The organism is Nocardia sp. NPDC004415, from assembly GCF_053602435.1.
The window spans coordinates 27,928-48,615 of the sequence record NZ_JBSGDP010000047.1 but is presented as its reverse complement, the minus strand read 5'-3'; the positions used below and the strand labels follow the sequence as shown (position 1 = coordinate 48,615).

21 protein-coding genes are annotated in these 20,688 nt (G+C 70.5%); 16 read left to right on the top strand and 5 right to left on the bottom strand.

The genetic code is table 11. From position 1 onward, the window contains the following. A partial coding sequence (locus tag ACWEMY_RS21115) for an AMP-binding protein (RefSeq protein WP_452391381.1) occupies positions 1-2,960 on the bottom strand: 2,960 nt, incomplete at its 3' end. A gap of 296 nt (positions 2,961-3,256) precedes the next feature. Between ACWEMY_RS21115 and ACWEMY_RS21110 the strand changes: the two genes are divergently transcribed. From ACWEMY_RS21110 to ACWEMY_RS21095, 4 genes are all read left to right on the top strand, one after another. Further along, positions 3,257-3,610 (top strand): hypothetical protein, encoded by a 354-nt coding sequence (locus tag ACWEMY_RS21110; RefSeq protein WP_375938441.1) that lies wholly within the window; start codon positions 3,257-3,259, stop codon positions 3,608-3,610. Between the two features lie 108 nt (positions 3,611-3,718). Further along, positions 3,719-4,852, top strand: coding sequence for a serine hydrolase domain-containing protein (locus ACWEMY_RS21105; protein WP_452391380.1), 1,134 nt, complete (start codon positions 3,719-3,721; stop codon positions 4,850-4,852). 49 nt (positions 4,853-4,901) lie between these two features. After that, complete coding sequence (ilvA, locus tag ACWEMY_RS21100) at positions 4,902-6,125, top strand: threonine ammonia-lyase (RefSeq protein ID WP_452391379.1); 1,224 nt, start codon at positions 4,902-4,904, stop codon at positions 6,123-6,125. A gap of 61 nt (positions 6,126-6,186) precedes the next feature. Beyond that, positions 6,187-6,516 (top strand): hypothetical protein, encoded by a 330-nt coding sequence (locus tag ACWEMY_RS21095; protein WP_452391378.1) that lies wholly within the window; start codon positions 6,187-6,189, stop codon positions 6,514-6,516. A gap of 3 nt (positions 6,517-6,519) precedes the next feature. Here ACWEMY_RS21095 and ACWEMY_RS21090 read toward each other — a convergent pair whose 3' ends face one another. The 3 genes from ACWEMY_RS21090 to ACWEMY_RS21080 all read right to left on the bottom strand — a co-directional run bounded on the left by ACWEMY_RS21090 (position 6,520) and on the right by ACWEMY_RS21080 (position 9,573). Then, positions 6,520-6,843, bottom strand: a complete 324-nt coding sequence (locus ACWEMY_RS21090) for a DMT family transporter (protein ID WP_278265845.1) — start codon at positions 6,841-6,843, stop codon at positions 6,520-6,522. 10 nt (positions 6,844-6,853) lie between these two features. Next, positions 6,854-8,272, bottom strand: coding sequence for an argininosuccinate lyase (argH, locus tag ACWEMY_RS21085; RefSeq protein ID WP_375938428.1), 1,419 nt, complete (start codon positions 8,270-8,272; stop codon positions 6,854-6,856). Between the two features lie 98 nt (positions 8,273-8,370). After that, a complete protein-coding gene (locus tag ACWEMY_RS21080; RefSeq protein ID WP_452391377.1) occupies positions 8,371-9,573 on the bottom strand; it encodes an argininosuccinate synthase in 1,203 nt (400 codons plus the stop codon). Positions 9,574-9,807: 234 nt separating this feature from the next. Here ACWEMY_RS21080 and ACWEMY_RS21075 point away from each other — a divergent pair, with 234 nt between their 5' ends. Then, positions 9,808-9,948, top strand: coding sequence for a hypothetical protein (locus ACWEMY_RS21075; RefSeq protein ID WP_278265848.1), 141 nt, complete (start codon positions 9,808-9,810; stop codon positions 9,946-9,948). 25 nt (positions 9,949-9,973) lie between these two features. Continuing rightward, entirely contained in the window at positions 9,974-10,114 is a 141-nt protein-coding gene (locus ACWEMY_RS21070; RefSeq protein ID WP_336086752.1) for a hypothetical protein, read from the top strand. 4 nt (positions 10,115-10,118) lie between these two features. Here ACWEMY_RS21070 and ACWEMY_RS21065 read toward each other — a convergent pair whose 3' ends face one another. Further along, on the bottom strand, positions 10,119-10,793 hold the full coding sequence (locus ACWEMY_RS21065) for a GNAT family N-acetyltransferase (RefSeq protein WP_452391376.1): 675 nt from the start codon (positions 10,791-10,793) through the stop codon (positions 10,119-10,121). Between the two features lie 84 nt (positions 10,794-10,877). Between ACWEMY_RS21065 and ACWEMY_RS21060 the strand changes: the two genes are divergently transcribed. From ACWEMY_RS21060 to ACWEMY_RS21015, 10 genes are all read left to right on the top strand, one after another. Further along, the gene (locus ACWEMY_RS21060) at positions 10,878-11,033 is read left to right on the top strand and encodes a hypothetical protein (RefSeq protein ID WP_375938420.1); all 156 of its coding nucleotides are present in this window, start codon (positions 10,878-10,880) and stop codon (positions 11,031-11,033) included. A 49-nt stretch (positions 11,034-11,082) separates the two neighbouring features. Further along, the gene (locus tag ACWEMY_RS21055; protein WP_452391375.1) at positions 11,083-11,889 is read left to right on the top strand and encodes an aldose epimerase family protein; all 807 of its coding nucleotides are present in this window, start codon (positions 11,083-11,085) and stop codon (positions 11,887-11,889) included. Positions 11,890-12,120: 231 nt separating this feature from the next. After that, positions 12,121-12,966: an MlaE family ABC transporter permease gene (locus ACWEMY_RS21050; protein ID WP_452391382.1), complete on the top strand. Its 846-nt coding sequence runs from the start codon at positions 12,121-12,123 to the stop codon at positions 12,964-12,966. A 1-nt stretch (position 12,967) separates the two neighbouring features. Next, positions 12,968-13,828, top strand: coding sequence for an ABC transporter permease (locus tag ACWEMY_RS21045; RefSeq protein WP_452391374.1), 861 nt, complete (start codon positions 12,968-12,970; stop codon positions 13,826-13,828). Between the two features lie 8 nt (positions 13,829-13,836). Continuing rightward, positions 13,837-15,219 (top strand): MlaD family protein, encoded by a 1,383-nt coding sequence (locus tag ACWEMY_RS21040; protein ID WP_452391373.1) that lies wholly within the window; start codon positions 13,837-13,839, stop codon positions 15,217-15,219. Position 15,220: 1 nt separating this feature from the next. After that, positions 15,221-16,243 (top strand): MlaD family protein, encoded by a 1,023-nt coding sequence (locus tag ACWEMY_RS21035; RefSeq protein WP_452391372.1) that lies wholly within the window; start codon positions 15,221-15,223, stop codon positions 16,241-16,243. Next, entirely contained in the window at positions 16,240-17,271 is a 1,032-nt protein-coding gene (locus ACWEMY_RS21030) for an MlaD family protein (protein ID WP_452391371.1), read from the top strand. The genes ACWEMY_RS21035 and ACWEMY_RS21030 overlap by 4 nt, the downstream gene beginning before the upstream one ends. After that, complete coding sequence (locus ACWEMY_RS21025; RefSeq protein WP_452391370.1) at positions 17,271-18,344, top strand: MCE family protein; 1,074 nt, start codon at positions 17,271-17,273, stop codon at positions 18,342-18,344. The genes ACWEMY_RS21030 and ACWEMY_RS21025 overlap by 1 nt, the downstream gene beginning before the upstream one ends. Further along, positions 18,341-19,417, top strand: a complete 1,077-nt coding sequence (locus ACWEMY_RS21020) for an MCE family protein (RefSeq protein WP_452391369.1) — start codon at positions 18,341-18,343, stop codon at positions 19,415-19,417. Before ACWEMY_RS21025 ends, ACWEMY_RS21020 begins: the two co-directional genes overlap by 4 nt. After that, positions 19,414-20,610, top strand: a complete 1,197-nt coding sequence (locus tag ACWEMY_RS21015) for an MCE family protein (RefSeq protein ID WP_452391368.1) — start codon at positions 19,414-19,416, stop codon at positions 20,608-20,610. Before ACWEMY_RS21020 ends, ACWEMY_RS21015 begins: the two co-directional genes overlap by 4 nt. Positions 20,611-20,688: the final 78 nt, after the last annotated feature.

Below are 20,688 nucleotides of genomic sequence, written 5' to 3'. Positions count from 1 at the left end.
GTCGAGCGGTCGTAGATCCAGGTGTCGGGTCCCGGCTGCGGCAGCCCGGCGGCCTGGACCGCCGCGGCCGAGGGCCGGAAACTCGGGCTGCGCGGGATGTCGTCGACCACGTAGACCAGATCCGGTCGCTGATCGAGCTCGAGCGCCCGCATCGCCTCGGTGACGTCACCCGGTTCGATCCGGTGCCCGGTGCGCACGCTCAGCGCGGCCGCGGCCAGGGTGCCCGCCGCGGTGGGCAGCGCGAAGGCCACCTCCATGTCGACGGCGGTGATGTCGTTGAGCACGTCGACGATCGGCTGGGTGAACACCGGACCGCGCCCGGTGCGGATGACGGTGTCGCGGCGGTCCAGCAGCCAGTAGTCGCCGTCGCTGTCGCGGCGGAACAGGTTCTCCGTCGGCCACCAGGCGTCACCGGCCTTGAACACCCCGCGCAGCCCACCGTCGGAGATGTCGCCACCGTCGACGGCCTTGCCCAGCAGCAGGCCGGGCTCGTTGTCGGCGCAGCGCCGCGCGAAACCGCTGTCGCCCACCAGGATCTGCTCGCTGAGCGGGTCGTAGGCCACCAGCTCCACGCGCGCGGTGCCCGGCACCGGCCTGCCCTTGGACCCGATCTTGGCGCCGTCGACATTGGCCAGCACCACGTCGCCGTCGATGGAGGCGTAGAACTCGAGCACCCGGGCCGGGTCGAACTGCTCGACCGTGCGCCGCCACAGCCCGGCGGGCATGCCGGAGCCGATGAACAGCCGGATCGGGTGGTTGTGCCCGGCCGGGAACACCTGCGCGTCGAGCAGATCGCGCAGCATCGTCCAGGTGTAGGTGACCACGGTGACGCCGTAGCGGTGCACCTCGGCGGCGAAGCGCCCCGGGTCCATGTCCATCGGCCGGGCCAGCGCGATCCGGCTGCCACCGGCGATGGCACCGCCGAGGCTCACCAGCAGTCCCGAGGAGTGGTGCAGCGGGGCCAGGCAGTAGACGGTGTCGCGGCGGTCGAGGTCGGCTGCGGTGGCGGTGCCGAAGGCCGACAGGGCCCAGCGGTGGTTGGTGATGTACTTGGCCTCGAGCCGGTCACCGGAACCGAGCACCAGCACGAACGCGAGTTCGCGGGCCAGGCCCGGGTTGGGGCGGTACCAGGCGGGCACGCGCACGCGTGCCGGGTCGATCTGCTCGAGGTCGATCACCCGCTCGCCGGTCGGCACCGGCAGCTGCCGGGTCGCGCCGCCGCCGAGCACCAGCACCCTGGCGCCGGTCGCCGCGGCCGCGCGCAGGTTCTCCGGATCGGTGATCAGCGTCTGCACGCCGGTGAGCTCGATGGCCCGGTCCAGTTCGGCGCCGGGGGCCAGCAGCACCGCGACAGCGCCGAGGCGCGAGAGCGCGGCCACCGAGGCCAGCGCGCTGGGCCGGGTCTCCATCATGATGCCGACGCGGGTCGCGGGCCGGATGCCCACCGAGATCAGCCCGCGCACGATGTTGTCGACGCGTTCCTCCACCGCCGCGTTGGTGTGCACACGGTCGTCGAAGAGCACCAGGTCCTTGTGCGGGGCGCGGCGCGCGTGCTCGGTGAGCAGCTTGCCAAGCGAGATGCGGGTGTGCGGCTGGATCATGCCCAGGCGGGTCAGCCGGGGCAGCGCGCGGGCGGCCTCCCCCGCGATCTCGAACGACCCGCGCAGGGTGCTGCTGGCGATACCCTCCAGCGCCTTGCCGACACCCGCGCCCGCCTCGGCCAGCGAGGCGGCGGTGTGCACCATCCGGGTGGCCGCGGTGCGCGGGGCATTGCTCGGCACGTGTTCGCGCATGGGGACGATCGCCTCGGGCAGGGTGCCGTTGCCGTCCATCCAGCCGATCCAGTCCCGCACCAGCGGCCAGGTGTGGTTGGTCGCCATCGAACCGGCCACCAGCCCGAAGTGCCCTGCCACCAGGCTGGCCTCGTAGACCTCGGCGTTCGGCGCGGCGCGCACGATGCCGCGCACCGCCGCGGGCTGACCGATGTCGTCGACCTCGCCGACGAAGGCCAGGATCGGGCACTTGAGCTCGGCCAGCGACACCGGGTGATCACGGATCACGAAGCCGCCCAGCATCATCCGGTTGTGCGCCACGAACTGCTTGAGCAGATCGGCCACCGCCGGACCCGAATACCCCACCCAGCCGTCGCTGTTGAGGAACCGGCGCTGACGTTCCTTGGGCAGCAGCGCTTCCCGGTCGTGCAGTTGCAGCAGGAAGTCGATGCGCGACTTCGCGGTCTTCACCGGGTCGAGCATCTGGAATCCGACGCGCACCATCGATTCGGTGATCGGCAGCCGGTGCATCACGTGGTCGGCCAGGAAGTCGGCCACCTCCGAGACCAGCCCGTAGGGCAGCCCGAACGGCATGCCCGCGACGATGTCGACCGGGCTGCCGAAGGTGACGATGGAGGCCACGCCCTTGCCGTAGCGGTAGGCCGTGGTCTGGTAGGCGAACATGCCGCCCTGCGAGTACCCCATCAGGTGCACCTGTGCGCCGGTGGCCTCGCACACGGTGTCGATCGCGGAGTTCACCGCGAGCACGTGATCGGCCAGATCACGTTCCCAGCCGCCCTCCTCGGTGGCCGGCGAGCCGAAATCGATGACCCAGCAGTCGATTCCGCTCGCGTGCAGGATCCCGACCGCACCGCCCGCCGCGTTGACGTCCCAGATGTCGGCATTGACCATCAGCGGCGGCACCAGCAGCGCCACCGGACGGCCCGACGTCGTGTCGTCCGGGAAGTAGTGCCGCAGCCGGTACATCCGCCTGCGCTCGACCACCTCGAACGGCGAGGACTCCACATCGTGCGCCAACCCGCCGAAACGGATGACCTCCAGCCCGTTCTGCGCGGTAGCCAGCAACCGCTGCACCGAACCGACTACACCCTTTGGACTGATATCCACTGTTCCCACCTGGCCTACCCTGCTGAAAGTGACACACCTCACACACCCCGATGTGCTCATATGAGCTAACCACACCGGACCTCCATTATGTGTCGGCTGTGACAGGCCGCATGTTCCGGCGATTCGCATCACAACCGCTGCACAGCGCACCGGGGCTCCCCGCTCCCCAGCGTCTTCGGTGACGGCCGGGACGAGCGTGTGGACCGATGGCGACACATCCGATAGATGCGCATATCTACATCTTCCGATGCTTCACAGTTCCTTGGCCAAATCACAGGATCGCCACAGTCGGCGACCAGGCCACCCACCCATCCTGGACAGGGAAAGTTTTCCGCAGAGGTGAGTGAGGTAGAGCGATGGTCGAGGTCGAGGTTCACGACGACACGGTGACGGTCCATGTACTCGGCGGGCACCGCCTCCTCGCCCTGCGCCAGCAGGTCGTGATCGACCGGGCCGCGATCACCGAGATCACCACCGCGGAGGTGGACCTGCGCCCGCCGTGGGTGCGCGCACCGGGCACCTTCATCCCCGGGGTGATCGCCGCGGGCGTCTACCGCGGCAAGGGCCGGAAAGAGTTCTGGGACACCACGTTCGGCGGCAGTGCGGTGCGTATCGATCTCGACGGGCCCGACTTCACCCGGCTCGTCGTCGACGTCGACGATCTCGACGCGGTCCTGGACGCGCTGACCGCCGAATCCGTCGGCGCCTGACCCGCGCGCGGCAGGCTCACCGGACGGCCGGTCCCCCACCGGTGGTGGCATGCTCGGCTCATGGGATTTTCGACAGCGCAGTCGGTGGATCGACGTTTCGTCCGTGTGGTGGCCATTTTCGATCGGTTGTTCCGCACCCCGGCGCACGGCGGGGGCGCCCTGTGCGTGTACCTGCACGGTGAGCCGGTGGTCGACGTCTGGGCGGGCTACGCCGCGCCCGGGGTGCCGTGGACGGCGGACTCGGTCGCGTTGGGGTTCTCCACCGGAAAAGGCGTGGCCTCCACGGTGATCCATCAGCTCGCCGAACGCGGGCAGATCGACTACGACACCGCGGTGGCCGAGTACTGGCCGGAGTTCGCCGCAGCAGGCAAGTCTCACATCACCGTGCGCGATGTGCTCACCCACCGGGCAGGCCTGCACCGGCTGCGCGGCCTGCTGCCCGGCCCGGTGGAGTCCTTCTTCGACGACAGCGCCGTCACCGCCGCGCTCGCCGCCGCCACGCCCGATCCCCGGCACCGCGTCACCAGCGGCTACCACGGCATCAGCTACGGCCATCTGGCCGCCGAGCTGGTGCGGCGGGTGACCGGGCGCGAGTTCACCGAGGTGGTGCGCACCGAGCTGGCCGAACCGCTGGGTGCCGAGGAACTGTGGTTCCGGGTGCCCGCCGACCAGCGCCACCGCATCGCCACCACCTTCCCGCGCCTGCGCGCCGCGGGCATGGACTGGGACCGGGGCTCGGATCTGCTCACCCGTACCAGGTTCGCGGCCGCCGCCGAGACCACGCCGCGGGGTTTCGCCGAGCTCATCGTCGATCCGCGGGTGCACGATTCGGTGATGCCCGGTGTCAACGGTGTCTTCTCCGCGCGCGCTCTGGCCCGCCTCTACGCCGCGCTGGCCAACGGCGGCGAACTCGACGGCACCCGCGTCCTCGACCCGGACTCGATCCGCCGGTTCAGCGCGCGGCAGGTCTTCACCCCGGACTACGTGCTGGCCTTCCGGATTCCGTGGGCGCTGGGCTACCACGGTGTCCCGATGAAACCCTCCAAGGCCGACCCGATCTCGGCGTTCGGCCATTTCGGGCTGGGCGGCTCGGGCGCCTTCGCCGATCCGGAAACGGGGCTGTCGCTGGCCTTCGTCACCAACCGGCTCGGCGGCAAGCTCACCCCACTCGGCGACGCGCGCCTCACCCGCCTGGGCACGGTCGCCCACAACATCGCGAAAGCCACCGCCGCGGCCCGGTGAAACGACACGGGCACGCGCCGTCGCGTTCGGCCGTGCCCGTCCTGGCACGATGTGGCGCATGGAGACGGTCGGGCTCGAGCGGATCGAAGCTGCGGCGGTGCTGCTGGCGCCGGTCATCCGGCGGACACCCACCGTGGCGTCCCGGGTGCTGTCGGACCGGGTGGGTTCGCCGGTGCTGCTCAAGTGCGAGAACCTGCAGCGCACCGGCTCGTTCAAGCCGCGCGGCGCCTACAACCGGATCGCGCACCTGCCCGACGCCGAGCGGGCGCGCGGGGTGGTGGCCGCCTCGGCGGGCAATCACGCGCAGGGAGTGGCGTGGGCGGCGGCGGAACTGGGCATCACCTCGACGGTGTTCATGCCGGTCGGGGCCTCCCTGCCGAAGCTGATGGCCACGCGCGCCTACGGGGCCGAGGTGCATCAGATCGGCGACACCATCGACGAGTCCCTGCTCGCCGCCCAGGAATTCGCCGAGCGCACCGGGGCGACGCTGATCCATCCGTTCGACCATCCCGACATCGTCGCCGGGCAGGCCACCGTCGCACTCGAGATGCTCGAGCAGGTGCCCGAGGTCGGCACGGTGGTCGTGCCGACCGGCGGCGGCGGGCTGCTGGCCGGGGTGGCGGTGGCCCTGCACGCGCTGGCGCCCCGGGTGCGGGTCGTCGGGGTGCAGGCGGCCGAGGCGGCGGCGTGGCCGGATTCGCTGGCCGCGGGCACCCCGGTGCGGGCGGCGCGGATGGCGACGATGGCCGACGGCATCGCCGTCGGCCTGCCGGGTGCGGTGCCGTTCGCCCATGTCGCCGAGCTGGTGACCGAGATCGTCACCGTCGACGACGACGCGTTGTCCAAGGCACTGCTGCTGTGTCTGGAGCGCGCCAAGCTCATCGTCGAGCCCGCGGGCGCGGCGGGTGTGGCCGCCCTGCTCTCCCCCGCCCTGCGCGCGCTGCCGGGCCCGGTGGTGGCGATCCTGTCCGGTGGCAATATCGATCCGCTGCTGCTCACCCGCGTGATCGGTCACGGGCTCAGCGCGGCGGGCCGCTACCTGGCGATGCGGGTGACCATCGCCGACCGGCCCGGGGCGCTGTCGGCGCTGCTCGGTGTCGTCGGGCGCGCGGGCGCGAGCGTGGTCGACATCGTCCACTCCCGCACCGGCATGTGGCTGGCGGTCGACGAGGTCGAGGTCTCGCTGACGGCCGAGACCCGCGGTCCCGCCCACCGCGACGAGGTCCTGGACGCCCTGCGCGATGCCGGGTTCCGGGTGCGGGCGGAGCTGTGAACGCCCATATCCACGCGCTGAGGTCGGCAGTCCACCCCTCACCGACGACGCTGGGATCACCGTGACGACCGGACAGCACCACCCCACCATCCGCCCCGCGACCGGGCCGGATCTCGATGCTCTCCAGGCGCTCGCGCGCCGCACGATCGACACCTGCTACCGCGGGTTCCTCGGCGACGAGGCCGTGGACTGGTTCGTCGGCAGCGGCGCCTCCGACGAGCACGTGCGCGGCCACCTCGAGCAGGGTCACGTGCACTGCCTCGATCTGGAGACCTTCCCGGACAATGTCACGGCCAGGTCGTTCTACGACTCGTGCGGCTGGGTCCTCGGGGATCGGCTGGAGGGCGAGGGGCCCGCCAAGCTCGAATACACCAAGAGCGCCGGCGACTGAAAGCTAGTGGGCGCCGCCGAGTTCCAGGGCCAGGACGCCGAGGATCACCAGGCCGATACCGCCGACCTGCACCAGCGTGAGCCGCTCCCCCAGGAACAGCACGCCGATTCCGGCGATGGCGGCCACCCCGACCGCCGACCAGATGCCGTAGGCGACGCCGATCGCCATGCCCCGCTTCAATGCCTGGGACAGGAAGAAGAAGGCGGTGGCGTAGCCGATCACCACCACGATCGAGGGCACCAGTTTGGTGAATCCCTCCGAGAGTTTCAGCGAGACGGTCGCGGTCACCTCGGTGGCGATGGCCAGTGCCAGGAAGAGCAGGGTCATGGCAGGGGTGTCAGCGCAGCCAGGCGCGGGCGTCGGCGGCCGACGCGGCGACCTCGGCCAGCTGCTCGGCCACCCGCACCCCGGCGGTGCCGCCACGGGCATTGCGGGAGGCGATGGAGCCCTCGACGGTGAGGACCTCGCGCACGCCCCCGGTCAGCGCCGGGTCGACGGCGGCGAACTCCTCGTCGGTGAGCTCGTCCAGGCCGACACCACGGGCCTCGGCGGCACGCACGCAGGCACCGGCGGCCTCGTGCGCCACCCGGAACGGAACGCCCTGGCGCACCATCCATTCGGCGATGTCGGTGGCGAGGGTGAACCCGGCCGGGGCCAGCTCGGCCATCCGGTCGGTGTGGAAGGTGAGGGTGCCGACCAGACCCGCGATGGCGGGCAGCAGCAGTTCCAGCTGGGCGACCGAGTCGAACAGGGGTTCCTTGTCCTCCTGCAGATCCCGGTTGTAGGCCAGCGGCTGAGCCTTGAGGGTGGCCAGCAGCCCGGTCAGGTTGCCGATCAGGCGGCCCGCCTTGCCGCGGGTCAGTTCGGAGACGTCCGGGTTCTTCTTCTGCGGCATGATCGAGGAGCCGGTGGACCAGGCGTCGGCGAGGGTGATGTAGCCGAATTCCGGTGTGCTCCAGAGGATGATCTCCTCGGCCATCCGGCTCAGATCGACACCGATCATGGCCAGCACGAACGCGGCCTCGGCGGCGAAGTCGCGCGAGGAGGTGGCGTCGATGGAGTTGGCCGCCGAGGCGGTGAAGTCCAGTTCGGCGGCGATCTGCTCGGGGTCGAGGCCCAGCGAGGAACCGGCCAGCGCGCCCGAACCGTAGGGCGAGACGGCGGCGCGCTTGTCGAAGTCGCGCAGGCGTTCCAGATCGCGCAGCAGCGGGTGCGCGTGGGCCAGCAGGTGGTGGGCGAGCAGGACCGGCTGGGCGGCCTGCAGATGGGTCTTGCCCGGCATCACGGCGTCGGGGTGCGCGGCGGCCTGGGCCACGAGCGCGTCGACCACGTCCAGGACTCCGGCCGCGACCCGGCGCACACCGTCGCGCAACCACATGCGGAACAGGGTGGCCACCTGGTCGTTGCGCGAGCGGCCCGCCCGCAACCGGCCACCGAGCTCGGTGCCGACCCGGTCGATCAGGCCGCGCTCGAGCGCGCCGTGCACGTCCTCGTCGGACTCGGCGGGCCCGAAGGCACCCGAGGCCACGTCGGCGGCGAGCGCGTCCAGCCCGGCGAGCATGCCGGACAGGTCGGACTCGGAGAGCAGGCCGGCCTTGTGCAGCACGCGGGCGTGCGCCTTGGAGGCGCGGATGTCGTAGGGCGCCAGCGCCCAGTCGAAGTGGGTCGACTTGCTCAGCGCCGCCATCGCCTCGGCCGGACCGGACGCGAATCGCCCACCCCAGAGGGCACCTTCGTTGGTTCCGCTGTGGGTCATCGGGTTCTCCTCCGGTCGGGTTGGCGGGCAGGGCTGGGCACGGCACCGGCCGGTCCGTGACGGGACCGGCCGGTGTCGAGACTACGACGTGCTGGTTGTTACTTCTGGTTCAGGTCGCGGCGCGCGGCGACCTTGGACGACAGGCCGTGGATCTGCACGAAGCCCTTGGCCAGGGACTGGTCGAAGGTGTCGCCCTCGTCGTAGGTGGCCAGGTTGAAGTCGTAGAGCGACTGCTCGGAGCGGCGGCCGTTGACCACGGCGGAACCACCGTGCAGCACCATCCGGATGTCGCCGGTGACGTGCTGCTGGGTGTCCTGCACGAACGCGTCGAGGGCGCGCTTGAGCGGGGAGAACCACAGGCCGTCGTAGGCCAGCTCGCCCCAGCGCTGCTCGACCTGGCGCTTGTAGCGGCCCAGCTCGCGCTCGATGGTGACGTTCTCCAGGGCCTGGTGCGCGGTGATCAGCGCGATGGCGCCCGGCGCCTCGTAGATCTCGCGGCTCTTGATGCCGACGAGGCGGTCCTCGACCATGTCGAGGCGGCCGACGCCCTGGCGACCGGCGCGGGTGTTCATCTCCTCGATGGCCTGCAGCACGGTGACCTGGCGGCCGTCGATGGCGACCGGCACACCCTTGTCGAAGGTGATGATGACCTCGTCGGGCGCCTCGAAGTTCACCGTCGGGTCGGCGGTGTAGTCGTAGACGTCCTTGGTCGGGGCGTTCCACAGGTCCTCGAGGAACCCGGTCTCGACCGCGCGGCCCCACACGTTCTGGTCGATGGAGAACGGCGACTTCTTGGTGACGTTGATCGGCAGCTTGTTCTGCTCGGCGAAGGCGATGGCCTTCTCGCGGGTCCAGGCGTAGTCGCGGACCGGGGCGATCACGTTCAGGTCGGGCGCCAGGGCGCCGATGCCGACCTCGAAGCGGACCTGGTCGTTGCCCTTGCCGGTGCAGCCGTGCGAGACGGTGGTGGCGTTGTGGAACTTGGCGGCCTCGACGAGGTGCTTGACGATCAGCGGGCGGCTGATGGCCGATACGAGGGGGTACTGGCCCATGTACATGGCGTTGGCCTGGATGGTGGGCAGGCAGTACTCGTCGGCGAACTCGTCGCGCGCGTCGACCACGGTGGCCTCCACGGCGCCGCAGTCCAGCGCGCGCTGGCGCACCACGTTCATGTCCTCGCCGCCCTGGCCGAGGTCGATGGCCACGGCCACCACCTCCGAACCTGTCTCCTTCGCGATCCAGCTGATGGCGACGGAGGTGTCCAGCCCACCGGAGTAGGCGAGTACGACGCGATCGGACATGTCTGTTGTGCTCCTCGAGGTCTGGGACGTACATCTGCACGGGCTGCCGTGAGCAGTATGGATGCTCCGGCCGCCGGTCGGCTCGCGCCGCTGCTGCAAATGATTATGCACGATGATGCAATCTCATACATACCCGGGGGTAGCCACCCTGCCGTGATCCTTGGCGGCACCCCTTCGATGTGAGACGCTGGTCACATCAGCTACCAATCGGTCGGGGTCGAGGGAGTGGTCACCATGCATGAACTGCAGCAGTTCGCCCAGGACAACTACGAGCTGATCAGCACGGTCGTCGTCGGGCTCGGCAATCTCAGCCTGACCGTCGCCAAGGTCGTCATCGAGATGGGCGCACCGATCCTGCGCGACCTCCTCTACTGACCTTCCGAGACCGAGAGGCAGCACCATGAACGAAGACAAGATCCTGGGCGTCCTGTCCGACAACTACGAGGCGCTGGCCACCACCGGCCTGGCCCTGGGCCGGATGGGCTTCGACATCGCCGCGCCGCTGCTGCTGGCCATCCTGAACTTCCTCGGCACCGCCTGACCCGTCACCGGGCGCCCGCGCGCCGCTGCACCAGTCGTGCCCGCACGCGCGGCCAGTCCTCGGCGACGATCGAGAACAGCACACTGTCGCGCACGGTGCCGTCCCCGCGCCGGAAATGCCTGCGCAGCGTGCCCTCGTAGACCGCGCCGAGCCGGGCGATCGCGCGCTGCGAGCGGTGATTGCGGACATCGGTCTTCAACTGCACGCGGCCCACCCGCAACGTCTCGAACGCGTACTCGAGCACCAGCAGTTTCGCGTCGGGGTTGACCGCGCTCCCCCACACCGACGGCGCGTAGGCGGTGAAGCCGATCTCCAGCGACGCGTCACGCGGCCGGGCGTCGAGATAGCAGGTGAGGCCGAGCACGGAGCCGGCCGGACCTTCGCCGATGCCGTTGCGGGAGCGCACGATCCACACGTGCCAGTCCGAGGTGGCGGCGAGATCACGCAGTAGCTGCCCCAATTCGGCGGCGTCGGTGGGACGCCAGGGCAGGTGTTGCCACACGGCGTCGGAGTCGAGTGCCGCGAAGAGTTCGGCGGTGTCGGCCGGGTCGAACGTCGTCAGCGTCACGACTTCGCCGGTCAGCCGGGTTCCGGCCGGGACGGGCCAGGTCATCTCGGGCCAGGCCGTGTCGGCGGGACGGGGATCGGGGATCGGCTCGAACGTGGTGTCGTGTCGCACCAGGACGAATGTACGGACCGTGTCGGTGGTCTATGGCACCCTGGGAGTGCACTATTCGGCTCCACGAACGTGAGGACGAACGAGATGCTCCACTACATCGCGCAGGAATTCTCCACTCTCGGCAACGGCGTGCTCGATGTCGGCCGGGCGGTGGTCCAGCTCGTCCAGGACATCATCGATGTCGCGACACCGGATCAGCGCGGCGGCGGAGGCGGCGGCGGGCAGTATCCGTTCAACTGACCCGGCGTGGGAGGTGCCCGGCGGCGGCACGCGCCGATAGTCTCCGGACATGGCAGCCCAGGATGATGTGCGCCTCCACGCCGGCGACGCGGCACTGATCATCGCTCCCGGTGACGGTGGCGCCCTGCACAGCCTGACCGTCGCGGGCGCCGAACTGCTGCGACAGGACCCAGGCACCGGGTGTTTCGTCATGGCCCCGTGGGCGGGCAGGCTGGGCTACGGTCGGTTCACCGTGGGTGCGCACACCTACACGATGCCGATCGACAATCCGCCGCACGCGATCCACGGCACCGCCCGGCACGGCGCCTGGGAGGTGGTCGACGCCACCGCGAGCACGGTGACCCTGCGGCACCGGCTGACCGACCCGTGGCCGTTCGCGGGCACCGTCACCCAGACGTTCGCCCTCACCGCGACCGGCCTGACCCTGACGATGCGCATCGCCACCGACCACGACCCGTTCCCCGCCCAGGGCGGCTGGCATCCGTGGTTCCTGCGCGAGCTCGCCCCGGCGCACGGACCGCTGGAACTCGACTTCCAGCCCGCGTGGCAGTACGAACGCGGCGAGAACTACCTGCCCACCGGCAGGCACATGCCGCCCACCCCGCCGCCGTGGGACGACTGCTTCGGCATGCCCGACGGCGTGCACGCGCGGCTGAGCTGGCCCGGCTTCCTCGAATTCACCATCACCAGCCCGGTCCACGACGTCGTCGTCTGGACCCTGCCGACCGAATCGCTCTCGGTCGAAGCCCAATCCGGCCCACCCGACGGGCTCAACACCGAACCCCGGATGGTCACCGTCGACCACCCGCTCGAGGTGCGGGTCGACTGGACGTGGCGGCGCCTTCCGCCCGGCTGACACGCGATTCGCCACTGCGGCACCACTTCTCACACCCGACACGACGGCCCGCCCGGTTCCGCGGGCATCTTCCCGAATCGATGACAGTCACCGCCGTGCTTGCTACTGTCTCAGACAGTTCGCTACACGCGTGTAGATTCACCGAGCACGCGCCGCGGCACGACAGCCACTTCCGACCGCCGGCCACCGGCGACCGGACCGCATCCCGGGGTGATCACCATCGTCGCGACCATCGAGAAACCGTCCACACCAGGCGATCGTGAGCTCGTCGTCGAGTTCGCGAAACGCTGGTGGCGCGCACACCCGCAGCGGTCCGTCGAGACCGCGGGCAGGCAGGTCACCATGGCGGGGCGGGCGATCACCGAGCTCGTCCTCGCGCTGGTCCGCCGTCGGTTCCCGCTCACCGAGTTCCTCCGGCAGTGCTCGTTCATGGCAGGTGTCTCAGCCACTCCAACCCTGCTGGTCGCCATCCCGGTCGCCGTGGTGGTCTCGATCCAGATCGGTTCACTGGTCGGGCAGGTCGGCGCGACCACCTTCATCGGCGCGGTCAACGGCCTGGGGATCATCCGGCAGGGGGCGCCGCTGGTCACCTCGCTGATGATCGCCGGGGCGGTCGGGTCCTCGATCTGCGCCGATCTGGGCTCACGGACCATTCGCGAGGAGATCGATGCCATGCGGGTGATGGGCGTGGACCCGGTCCGCAGGCTGGTCGCGCCACGACTGCTGGCGGCGGTCTCGGTGAGCATGCTGCTGTGCGGGTTCGTGGTGTTCATCGGCTTCGCCACCGGTTACGCGTTCAACGTGTTCGTCCAGGACGGCACCCCCGGGTCCTACATCAGCACATTCGCCTCGTTCGCCGTCGCCGCCGATCTGGTGGTCGCGATCGTGAAGGCGGCGGTCTTCGGCGCGCTCACCGCGATCATCGCCTGCGACGCGGGCCTGCACACCCAGGGCGGTCCCGGCGGGGTCGCGAACGCGGTGAACTCGGCGGTGGTGAGTTCGGCGATCGTGCTGTTCGCGGCCAATATCGCGCTGACCCAGATCTACAACACCGTCTTCCCGTCGAAGGTGCTCTGAGATGGCGAGCTATCTGCCGCCCGCCCTGCGTCCGTGGCGGGCACTGAGCGCGGCGACACGGCCGCTGGCCGACGCGAATATCCGTCTGGGACACCAGGGCGTGGTGTTCGTGGAGTCGCTGCTGGCGATTCCGTTCGTGCTGCGGCACTACCGCAAGGAACTGGTCCGGCTGATCGTCGACGTCACCTGGGGCAACGGTGCCCTGGTGGTCGGCGGCGGCACCGTGGGCGTGGTGCTGATCCTGTGCGGTTTCGGCGGTGTCACCGTCGGTATGGAATCGCACACCGCCCTGGACCTGCTGACGATGAGCCCGCTGACCGGCGCGATCTCCGGCTTCGCGACCACCCGCGAGCTGGCCCCGCTGCTGGCGACCATCGCCTTCGCCGCGCAGGCGGGCTGCCGCTTCACCGCCCAGATCGGGTCGATGCGGATCGCCGAGGAGATCGACGCGCTCGAGGCCATGGCGATCCGGCCGCTGCCCTACCTGATCACCACCCGCATGCTGGCCGCCGCGGTCGCGATCCTGCCGCTCTACGCCATCGCCATGGCCACCGCCTACCTCAGTACGAAGGTGACGGTGTTCTTCCTGGGCGGCACCGGCATCGGCACCTACGACCACTACTTCCACCAGTTCCTCGATCCCGGCGACATCGGCTGGTCGGTCGTCAAAGCCGTGGCGTTCGTGCTGGTGGCCACCTTCATCCAGTGCCACTACGGCTATGTCGCCGCGGGCGGGCCGGAGGGGGTCGGGGTGGCGGCGGGCCGCGCGATCAAGATGACGATCATCGTGGTGGTCTTCCTGAATCTGCTGCTCACGCTGGCGATCTGGGGCGTCGACCCCGGCATCCGGATCTCGGGTTAGGGGTCGGCATGTCGGTGGATTCCAGTGGCCGCGGCTGGTCGCGGCGGCGGCTCGGCCTGGCCGGGGTGGCGATGACGGCGGTGCTGTCGGGGGTGGTCGCGCTGCTCGGGTTGCGCTCGGCGGGCCGGTTCGAGGACACGGTGACGGTGACGGCGGTGCTGACCGGTACCGGTGACGGCCTGCCCGCTCGCGCCGATGTCCGTTTCCGCGGGCTGCTGGTCGGCACGGTGTCGGCGGTGGAGATCGCCGGGAAAGGGGTGCGCCAGCGCGTCGAGCTGCGGCTGGAACCCGCTGCCGCCGCGGCGATTCCGTCGACGGTCACCGCGCGGGTGGTCCCCGCCAACATCTTCGGTGTCACCGCGATCGAACTGGTCGACAACGGCGCGGCACCGGCCGGTCTGCGCGCGGGCGCCGAGATCGCCCAGGACACCGGCGGTGCCACGGTCGCGCTCCAGACGACACTGACCACTCTGCGCGACGTACTCGACCGCATCCAGCCCGAGAAGCTGGCCCGCGTGCTGGCCACCCTCGCCGATGCTCTCGACGGTGACGCGCGGCTGCCCGGTTCCACGGTGGAGCGGCTCGACCGGTGGATCACCGAGGTCCGCGCGATTCCCGGGATCGGTGATCTGCTCGGCGATCTCGGCGCGGCGACGGCGGCGGTGAACCGGTCGGCGCCGGAACTGGTCGACGCGCTCGGCCGCTCGGTGCGGACCGCACGCACCATCACCGACCGCCGCGCGCAGCTCATCGACCTGCTGACGAACGCGAGCGCCGCCACCGACGCGACACAGGCCCTGTTCGCCCGCAATCCCGACGCGGGCAAGGAGCTCGTCGTCGGCCTGGACCAGACCTTCGGCGCGCTGGCGGCCGATCCGGCCGCGCTCACCGACACCGTGCGCGAGCTCAACACCTCCCTGGCCCGGCTCGGCTCGGTGTTCAACTGGGGTCCGAGCAGGCAGATGCGCTGGGAGATCACCGTCTCGCTCACCCCGTTCCAGCAGTACACGGCGGCCGACTGCCCGCGCTACGGCAGCCTGGCCGGTCCGCGGTGCGGGGGCGCCACCGTGCCGGAGGTCCCTGCGCCGCAGGAATATCCGGCCCGGCTGATCCCCGGCTGGCTCGAGTCGGCGGGGCCCGCCCCTGGCCCCGCGCTCCCCGCGCTGCCCGAACTGTCACTACCGGCGGTCCCCGGTCTGTCGCTGCCGACGATCCCAGGGCTGGTGATCCCGGGCATCACCGCTCCCGCGCCGACTGTCCCGATCGCCCTGACCGGCCCGGACGCCGTCACCGCCCTCACCGGCGGCCGCCCGGATCTCACCCAGCTCATGCTGCTGGGCGCGATCCTGTCCGGCACCACGCTCACCGCCGTCCCGACGGGAGAACACTGACATGCGTTCGCGCACCACCTATGCCGGCCTGGCCGTCTTCGTCGTGCTCTCGGTGCTGGCGACGGCCACCATCTGGTCGACCCTGCAACGGTCGGTGCCCGGCGAGACCCACCGCTACCGCGCCACGTTCGCCGATGTCCTCGGGCTGCGCGAGGGTGACGACGTGCGGATCGCGGGCGTGCGGGTCGGCCGGGTCGATGCCATCGAGCTGGTGGACCGCCGCCACGCCCGGGTCACCCTGTCCGTGCAGGCGCGTCAGCACCTCACCACCACCACGACCGCGCTGATCCGCTACCAGAATCTGATCGGCCAGCGCTATGTCGCCCTGGCCGCGGGCGAGTCCCCCGGTCTGCCGCTGGCTCCGGACGACGCGATTCCGCTGGAGCGCACCGAATCCTCCTTCGACGTGTCCACCATGCTCTCCGGTTTCGAGCCGCTGTTCAGCCTGTTGCGGCCGGAGGAGGTGAATTCGCTGTCGGAGACGCTGGTACAGGCCCTACAGGGTGACGGTGTCTCGTTGTCGGCGCTGATCACGCAGGCCGCGGCGCTGGCGGCGACCTTCGGGGAGCGCGATCAGATCCTCGGCGCGGTGATCGGCAATCTCAGCGATGTGATCGCGAGCCTGGCCCATCGCAGCGGCGAACTGGAGACCCTGATCACGCAGTCGCGCGCACTGGTCACCGGACTCTACGACCAGGGCTCGGTGCTCAGCGGCGCGGTCACCGGGATCGCGACGTCGACCACGAAGCTCACCGAGCTGATCGGGCAGGTCGCGCCAGGGATGGCGCTGGCCCAGCAGCAGGCGAGCGCGGGCGTGGATCTGTTGCTGGCCAACGGTGAACGCCTGGACCGCTCGGCGATCGAGCTCCCGCTGGTGCTGGCCGGGCTGGCCCGGATCAGCGGCAACGGCACCTACATCAATGCTCACATCTGCAGCCTGGATGTCTCGCTGTGGGGTGTGTTGTTCCCGCGCGGGCTGCTGCCGCAGGTGGGTGGCACCGCGCACACGGAGGTCTGTCGATGATCACGTCCCTGTCCACCCGGGCGGTGGCCGCGCTGCGCGGCTCGTTCGGCAATCGGCCGCTGTGGCTCGGGCTGGCCGCCGGGGCGGTGGTGGTCGCGCTGGTCCTCGGTTCCGGGGTGCTCTCCCGCGCGGAGCTGGGCAAGGCGACCCTGTCCGCGGAGTTCGCCCAGGCCGCCGGACTGCGCGTGGGCGACAGTGTCGACATCGCGGGCATCGAGGTCGGCACCGTGAAATCCGTGCGGCTCGAACGCGACCGGGTGGTGGTGGCGATGAGCCTGCGCTCGCAGGTCGTCCTGGGTGCCGGCGCGAAGGCCGCGATCGAGATGTCGACGATTCTCGGCAAGATGCACGTCGAACTCGATCCCGGCGAGCGCACCGATCTCGGCGCGGCGCGGATTCCGCTGTCGGCCACCACGGTTCCCTACAACCTGGCCAAGGTGGTGAACGACCCCACCTACCGCAACTCCTTCGAGCATCTCGAACGCCTCGACCCGGAGGCGTTGCGGGCGAGCCTCGACGCGGTGAGCAGGCAGATGGGCGACTCACCGCAGCTGACCGCGCAGGCCCTCGACAGCGTCGGTGCGCTGGCGAAGGTGGTGGCGACCCGCCGCGACGAAGTGCATCAACTACTCGACAGCATGGACCAGGTCTCGGGTCTGATCGCCGACAACCAGAACAGTGTGCTGCTGTTGCTGACCAGGGGCCAGGCCATCGGTGACGCGGTATCGCGCCGCCGTGATCTGGTGCGTGAACTGCTCGGCAATGTGGCCGCCGCCTCGAAGATCCTGCAGGACATGGGTGTCGAGAACGGCGGCAGGCTGGGCCCGCTCATCCAGAGCCTGAACACCATGTCCGAGGGGTTGGAGAAGAACCGCGACAATCTCGACGCGCTGTATCAGGTGATGCCGGTGACGGTGCGCCAGTTCACCAACGGGCTCGGGCAGGGCCCGTACGGCGAGGTCTACATGCCGTGGCTGTTCCCGGACAACTGGCTGTGTCTGGCCCAGGCCGTGCCGGGGTGCCGGTGATGCGCGCGGTGGTTCAGGCGCTGGCGCTGCTGGCCGTGGCGGTGTTCGGGGTGGGCTGTTCGTCGATTCCGGTGTCGCTGCGCCCGGACGCGCTGCGGATCAGCGCCGATTTCGAGAGCGCGGCCGGGCTTTTCGTCGGCAACGAGGTCGCGGTGCTCGGCGTCCCGGTCGGCCGGGTCGACGCCATCGAGCAGCGCGCCACCTTCGTCGAGGTCAGGATGACCATCGACGGCGGCACCGAACTGCCCGCCGACGCCATGGCCGCCCTGGTCTCCCCGCAGCTCATCACCAACCGGCACGTGGAACTCACCCCCGCCTACTCCGGCGCGGGCGCCCGGCTGACCGACGGCACCCATATCCCGTTGGCGCGCACGAGAACTCCGGTGGAACTCGACCGCATCCTGCGCAACTTCCAGCAGCTCGGCGCCGCCCTGCGCGGCGACGACACCGAGGGCCCGATGGCCAGTCGCGTGCTGTTCCCACTGCTCGACGGCAACGGCGACCGCATCCGCGCCACCCTGGACGCTCTCGCGGGTGCCCTCGAGGTGACCCTCGCCGACCGCGACCAGATCTCGAACACCATCATCGCCCTCAACGACCTCACCGCGGTCGTGGCGGGCAACGACCGGACCGTGCGCGATTTCAGCGCCCGCCTCACCGAACTGATCACCCTGCTGGCCGAGCAGGCGCCCGGCCTGGCGGCGGTGCTCGCCCAGATCGACGACTTCGTCGCCAACACCTCGGCCGTGCTCGCCGAGAACAAGGCGCCGCTGACCGATGCGGTGCGCCGTCTGGTCGGCATCACCGGTCAGATGCGCGAGCACGCGCGCGGGCTCACCGAGATCGTCGATGTCACCCCGATGCTGTTCGAGAATCTCGCGCGCTCGGTGAGCACCGAGCACCGGGCGCTGCGCCTGCACCTGCTCACCGACAAGACCCTGCTCGACAACGAGATCCTCGCGACGCTGTGCGAGCGGCTCGCCCTGCGCGCCGACGGCTGCCGCACCGGCAAGCTCCAGGATTTCGGCCCGGATTTCGGCCTGACCGCCGCGCTGTTGGGACTCACCGCATGAACCGTCACCTCCTGCGCCTGGCCGTCGCGCTGCTGACCACGGCCGGGCTCACCGCCTGCACCGTCGAGACGATGCCGCTGCCGCGCCCCGGCGTCGACGGGCCGTCCTACCGGCTGCACGCGGTGTTCGACAACGCGCTCAACCTGCCCGAACGGGCGAGGGTGAAGATCGGCGGCACCGATATCGGGGTGGTGACCGGGATCGACACCACCGACTTCCGCGCCGAGGTCGAGCTCGCGGTGCGCCGCGATATCGCGCTGCCCCTGGGCACCCGGGCCGAACTGCGCCAGGCGACACCGCTGGGCGACATCCATATCGCGGTCACGTTGCCCGAACCCCGGCCCGGCACCCCGCTGCTCGGCGACGGCGACACCATCGACCGCGAACACACCTCGGCCGGTGCCTCGGTGGAGGAGCTGATGACGGCGATGTCGCTGCTGCTCGACGGCGGCGCGATGAACCAGGTCGCCCGGATCACCTCGGAGCTCGACGCCATCGTCGGCGGACGCGGGCCTCAACTCGCCCATCTGATCACCGAGCTCACCGCCGTGCTCGGCGCGCTGAATCAGCGCACCGGGCAGATCGACTCGGTCCTGTACGGGCTGAACGAGCTCACCGGTACGCTGCGCGCCCGCAAGTCCGAACTCGGGCAGACCGCCGAGACCTTCCCCGATCTGATCGCGGTGATCGCCGAGAACAACCGCGCCATCACCGATCTCACGGCGAAGGTCGCGACGGTCACCGCCGCGCTCGGCGACTTCACCACCACCACCGGCCCCGCCTTCCTCGGCCTGTTCGACAGCGTGCAGGCGCTGATGTCGGGATTCACCCGGATGGAGGACGACCTGGCGGGCGCCCTCGACCAGTTCACCGCGCTGGCACCGGCGGTCCGGGCGAGCACTCAGGGCACGACGCTCGCGGTGGCGGCGACGGTGTCGTTCCTCGACATCGGCGCGCTGACCGATCCGGCGGGCAGCAGACTGCCCGACGGCACCGATGTGACCGCCTTCATCGGCAGCCTCACCCAGGTGCTGGCCCGGGTGCTGGGCCGCGTGCAGGGAGGACACCGATGATCGACCGTGCCGCCGGATGGGTGGTCGCCGCCGCGCGCCGGGCGCACCGGCACCGGATCGTCTTCGCCGTGCTCGGGATGGCCGGGCTGCTGGTGGTGGGTTCGGGATATCTGGCGATCGATGTCGTCGGGGTGCGGCCGCTGCGGTCCACCTACACCGTGCAGGTACAGCTCGATCGCAGCGGCGGACTGCTCCCCCGCAGCGACGTCACCGTGCGCGGGGTGCCGGTCGGGTCGGTACGGACCGTGCGCATCGACGGCGACGGCATCCGTGCCGAGCTCGAGATCGACAGTGCGGCAAGGATTCCGGCGGATTCGGTGGCGGCGGTGGGCCGGTTGTCGGCGGCGGGCGAGCAGTACCTGGATTTCCGGCCGGAGACCGACACCGGGCCGTTCCTCACCGAGGGCGCCGTCGTTCCCGCCGGACGGGTGAGCACGCCGGTGACCATCGACGCCTTCCTGGCCGACACCGGTGCGCTGATCGGCGGCATGAATCCGCAGCGGCTCACGGTGATCGTCGACGAGCTGGATCGCGCGCTCGGCGGCGGGCCCGACACCTTGCGGGCGGTCATCAGCGGGCTCAGCCAGGCCATGACCGGGCTCACCGGGCTGCTGCCGCAGACCACCGAACTCATCCGCAATCTCCAGGTCGTCGCGGCCACCACCGCACTGGCCCAACCCGATCTGGGCACCCTGGTGCGCGGGTCGGGGGAACTGTTCGATCAGCTCAACGCGGCCGATCAGGAGGTCCGCGACCTGCTCGAACACACGCCGGGACGGTTGGCGGCACTGGGCGGAATCCTCACCGAGACCACCGATCCGCTGACGGATCTGGTCACCAATGTCGTGGCCATCACCCGCGCGGCCCGGCTGCGCACACCCGCCATGGCGGCCCTGTTCCCCGCCCTGCGCGACGGTGTGGCCGCGATCGGCGTCCCCGCGCACGACGGCGCCTTCTACACGCTGGCCGAGGCATGGCCGCGCCCCACCTGCGAATACGAGACGGTGCCGGTCTCGCCCGCGCTGGTCTCCGACGGGCGCAGCCGCCTCTACAACTACTGCGTCACCACCGATCCCGCGCTCCAGATCCGCGGCGCCGCCAACGCGCCCCGGCCACCCGGGCCCGACAACGGGTCGGGTCCGCCACCGGGTGTCACCGGTGACGAGCTCTCCGTCCCCCTGCCCACGAAATGATCCCGAGGACTCCGATGACCAGCGACGACACCGCTCCCCTCGACGAAGAACGTGGCGAAGAGTCACCAATCCCGCTGT

Bases quoted from the DNA above. Each gene is read 5' to 3' on its own strand.
- ACWEMY_RS21110 (WP_375938441.1), top strand. From the start codon at position 3,257: ATGGTCGAGGTCGAGGTTCACGACGACACGGTGACGGTCCATGTACTC.
- ilvA (WP_452391379.1), top strand. From the start codon at position 4,902: ATGTGGCGCATGGAGACGGTCGGGCTCGAGCGGATCGAAGCTGCGGCG.
- ACWEMY_RS21090 (WP_278265845.1), bottom strand. From the start codon at position 6,843: ATGACCCTGCTCTTCCTGGCACTGGCCATCGCCACCGAGGTGACCGCG.
- argH (WP_375938428.1), bottom strand. From the start codon at position 8,272: ATGACCCACAGCGGAACCAACGAAGGTGCCCTCTGGGGTGGGCGATTC.
- ACWEMY_RS21080 (WP_452391377.1), bottom strand. From the start codon at position 9,573: ATGTCCGATCGCGTCGTACTCGCCTACTCCGGTGGGCTGGACACCTCC.
- ACWEMY_RS21075 (WP_278265848.1), top strand. From the start codon at position 9,808: ATGCATGAACTGCAGCAGTTCGCCCAGGACAACTACGAGCTGATCAGC.
- ACWEMY_RS21070 (WP_336086752.1), top strand. From the start codon at position 9,974: ATGAACGAAGACAAGATCCTGGGCGTCCTGTCCGACAACTACGAGGCG.
- ACWEMY_RS21060 (WP_375938420.1), top strand. From the start codon at position 10,878: ATGCTCCACTACATCGCGCAGGAATTCTCCACTCTCGGCAACGGCGTG.
- ACWEMY_RS21055 (WP_452391375.1), top strand. From the start codon at position 11,083: ATGGCAGCCCAGGATGATGTGCGCCTCCACGCCGGCGACGCGGCACTG.
- ACWEMY_RS21045 (WP_452391374.1), top strand. From the start codon at position 12,968: ATGGCGAGCTATCTGCCGCCCGCCCTGCGTCCGTGGCGGGCACTGAGC.
- ACWEMY_RS21040 (WP_452391373.1), top strand. From the start codon at position 13,837: ATGTCGGTGGATTCCAGTGGCCGCGGCTGGTCGCGGCGGCGGCTCGGC.
- ACWEMY_RS21035 (WP_452391372.1), top strand. From the start codon at position 15,221: ATGCGTTCGCGCACCACCTATGCCGGCCTGGCCGTCTTCGTCGTGCTC.
- ACWEMY_RS21030 (WP_452391371.1), top strand. From the start codon at position 16,240: ATGATCACGTCCCTGTCCACCCGGGCGGTGGCCGCGCTGCGCGGCTCG.
- ACWEMY_RS21025 (WP_452391370.1), top strand. From the start codon at position 17,271: ATGCGCGCGGTGGTTCAGGCGCTGGCGCTGCTGGCCGTGGCGGTGTTC.
- ACWEMY_RS21020 (WP_452391369.1), top strand. From the start codon at position 18,341: ATGAACCGTCACCTCCTGCGCCTGGCCGTCGCGCTGCTGACCACGGCC.
- ACWEMY_RS21015 (WP_452391368.1), top strand. From the start codon at position 19,414: ATGATCGACCGTGCCGCCGGATGGGTGGTCGCCGCCGCGCGCCGGGCG.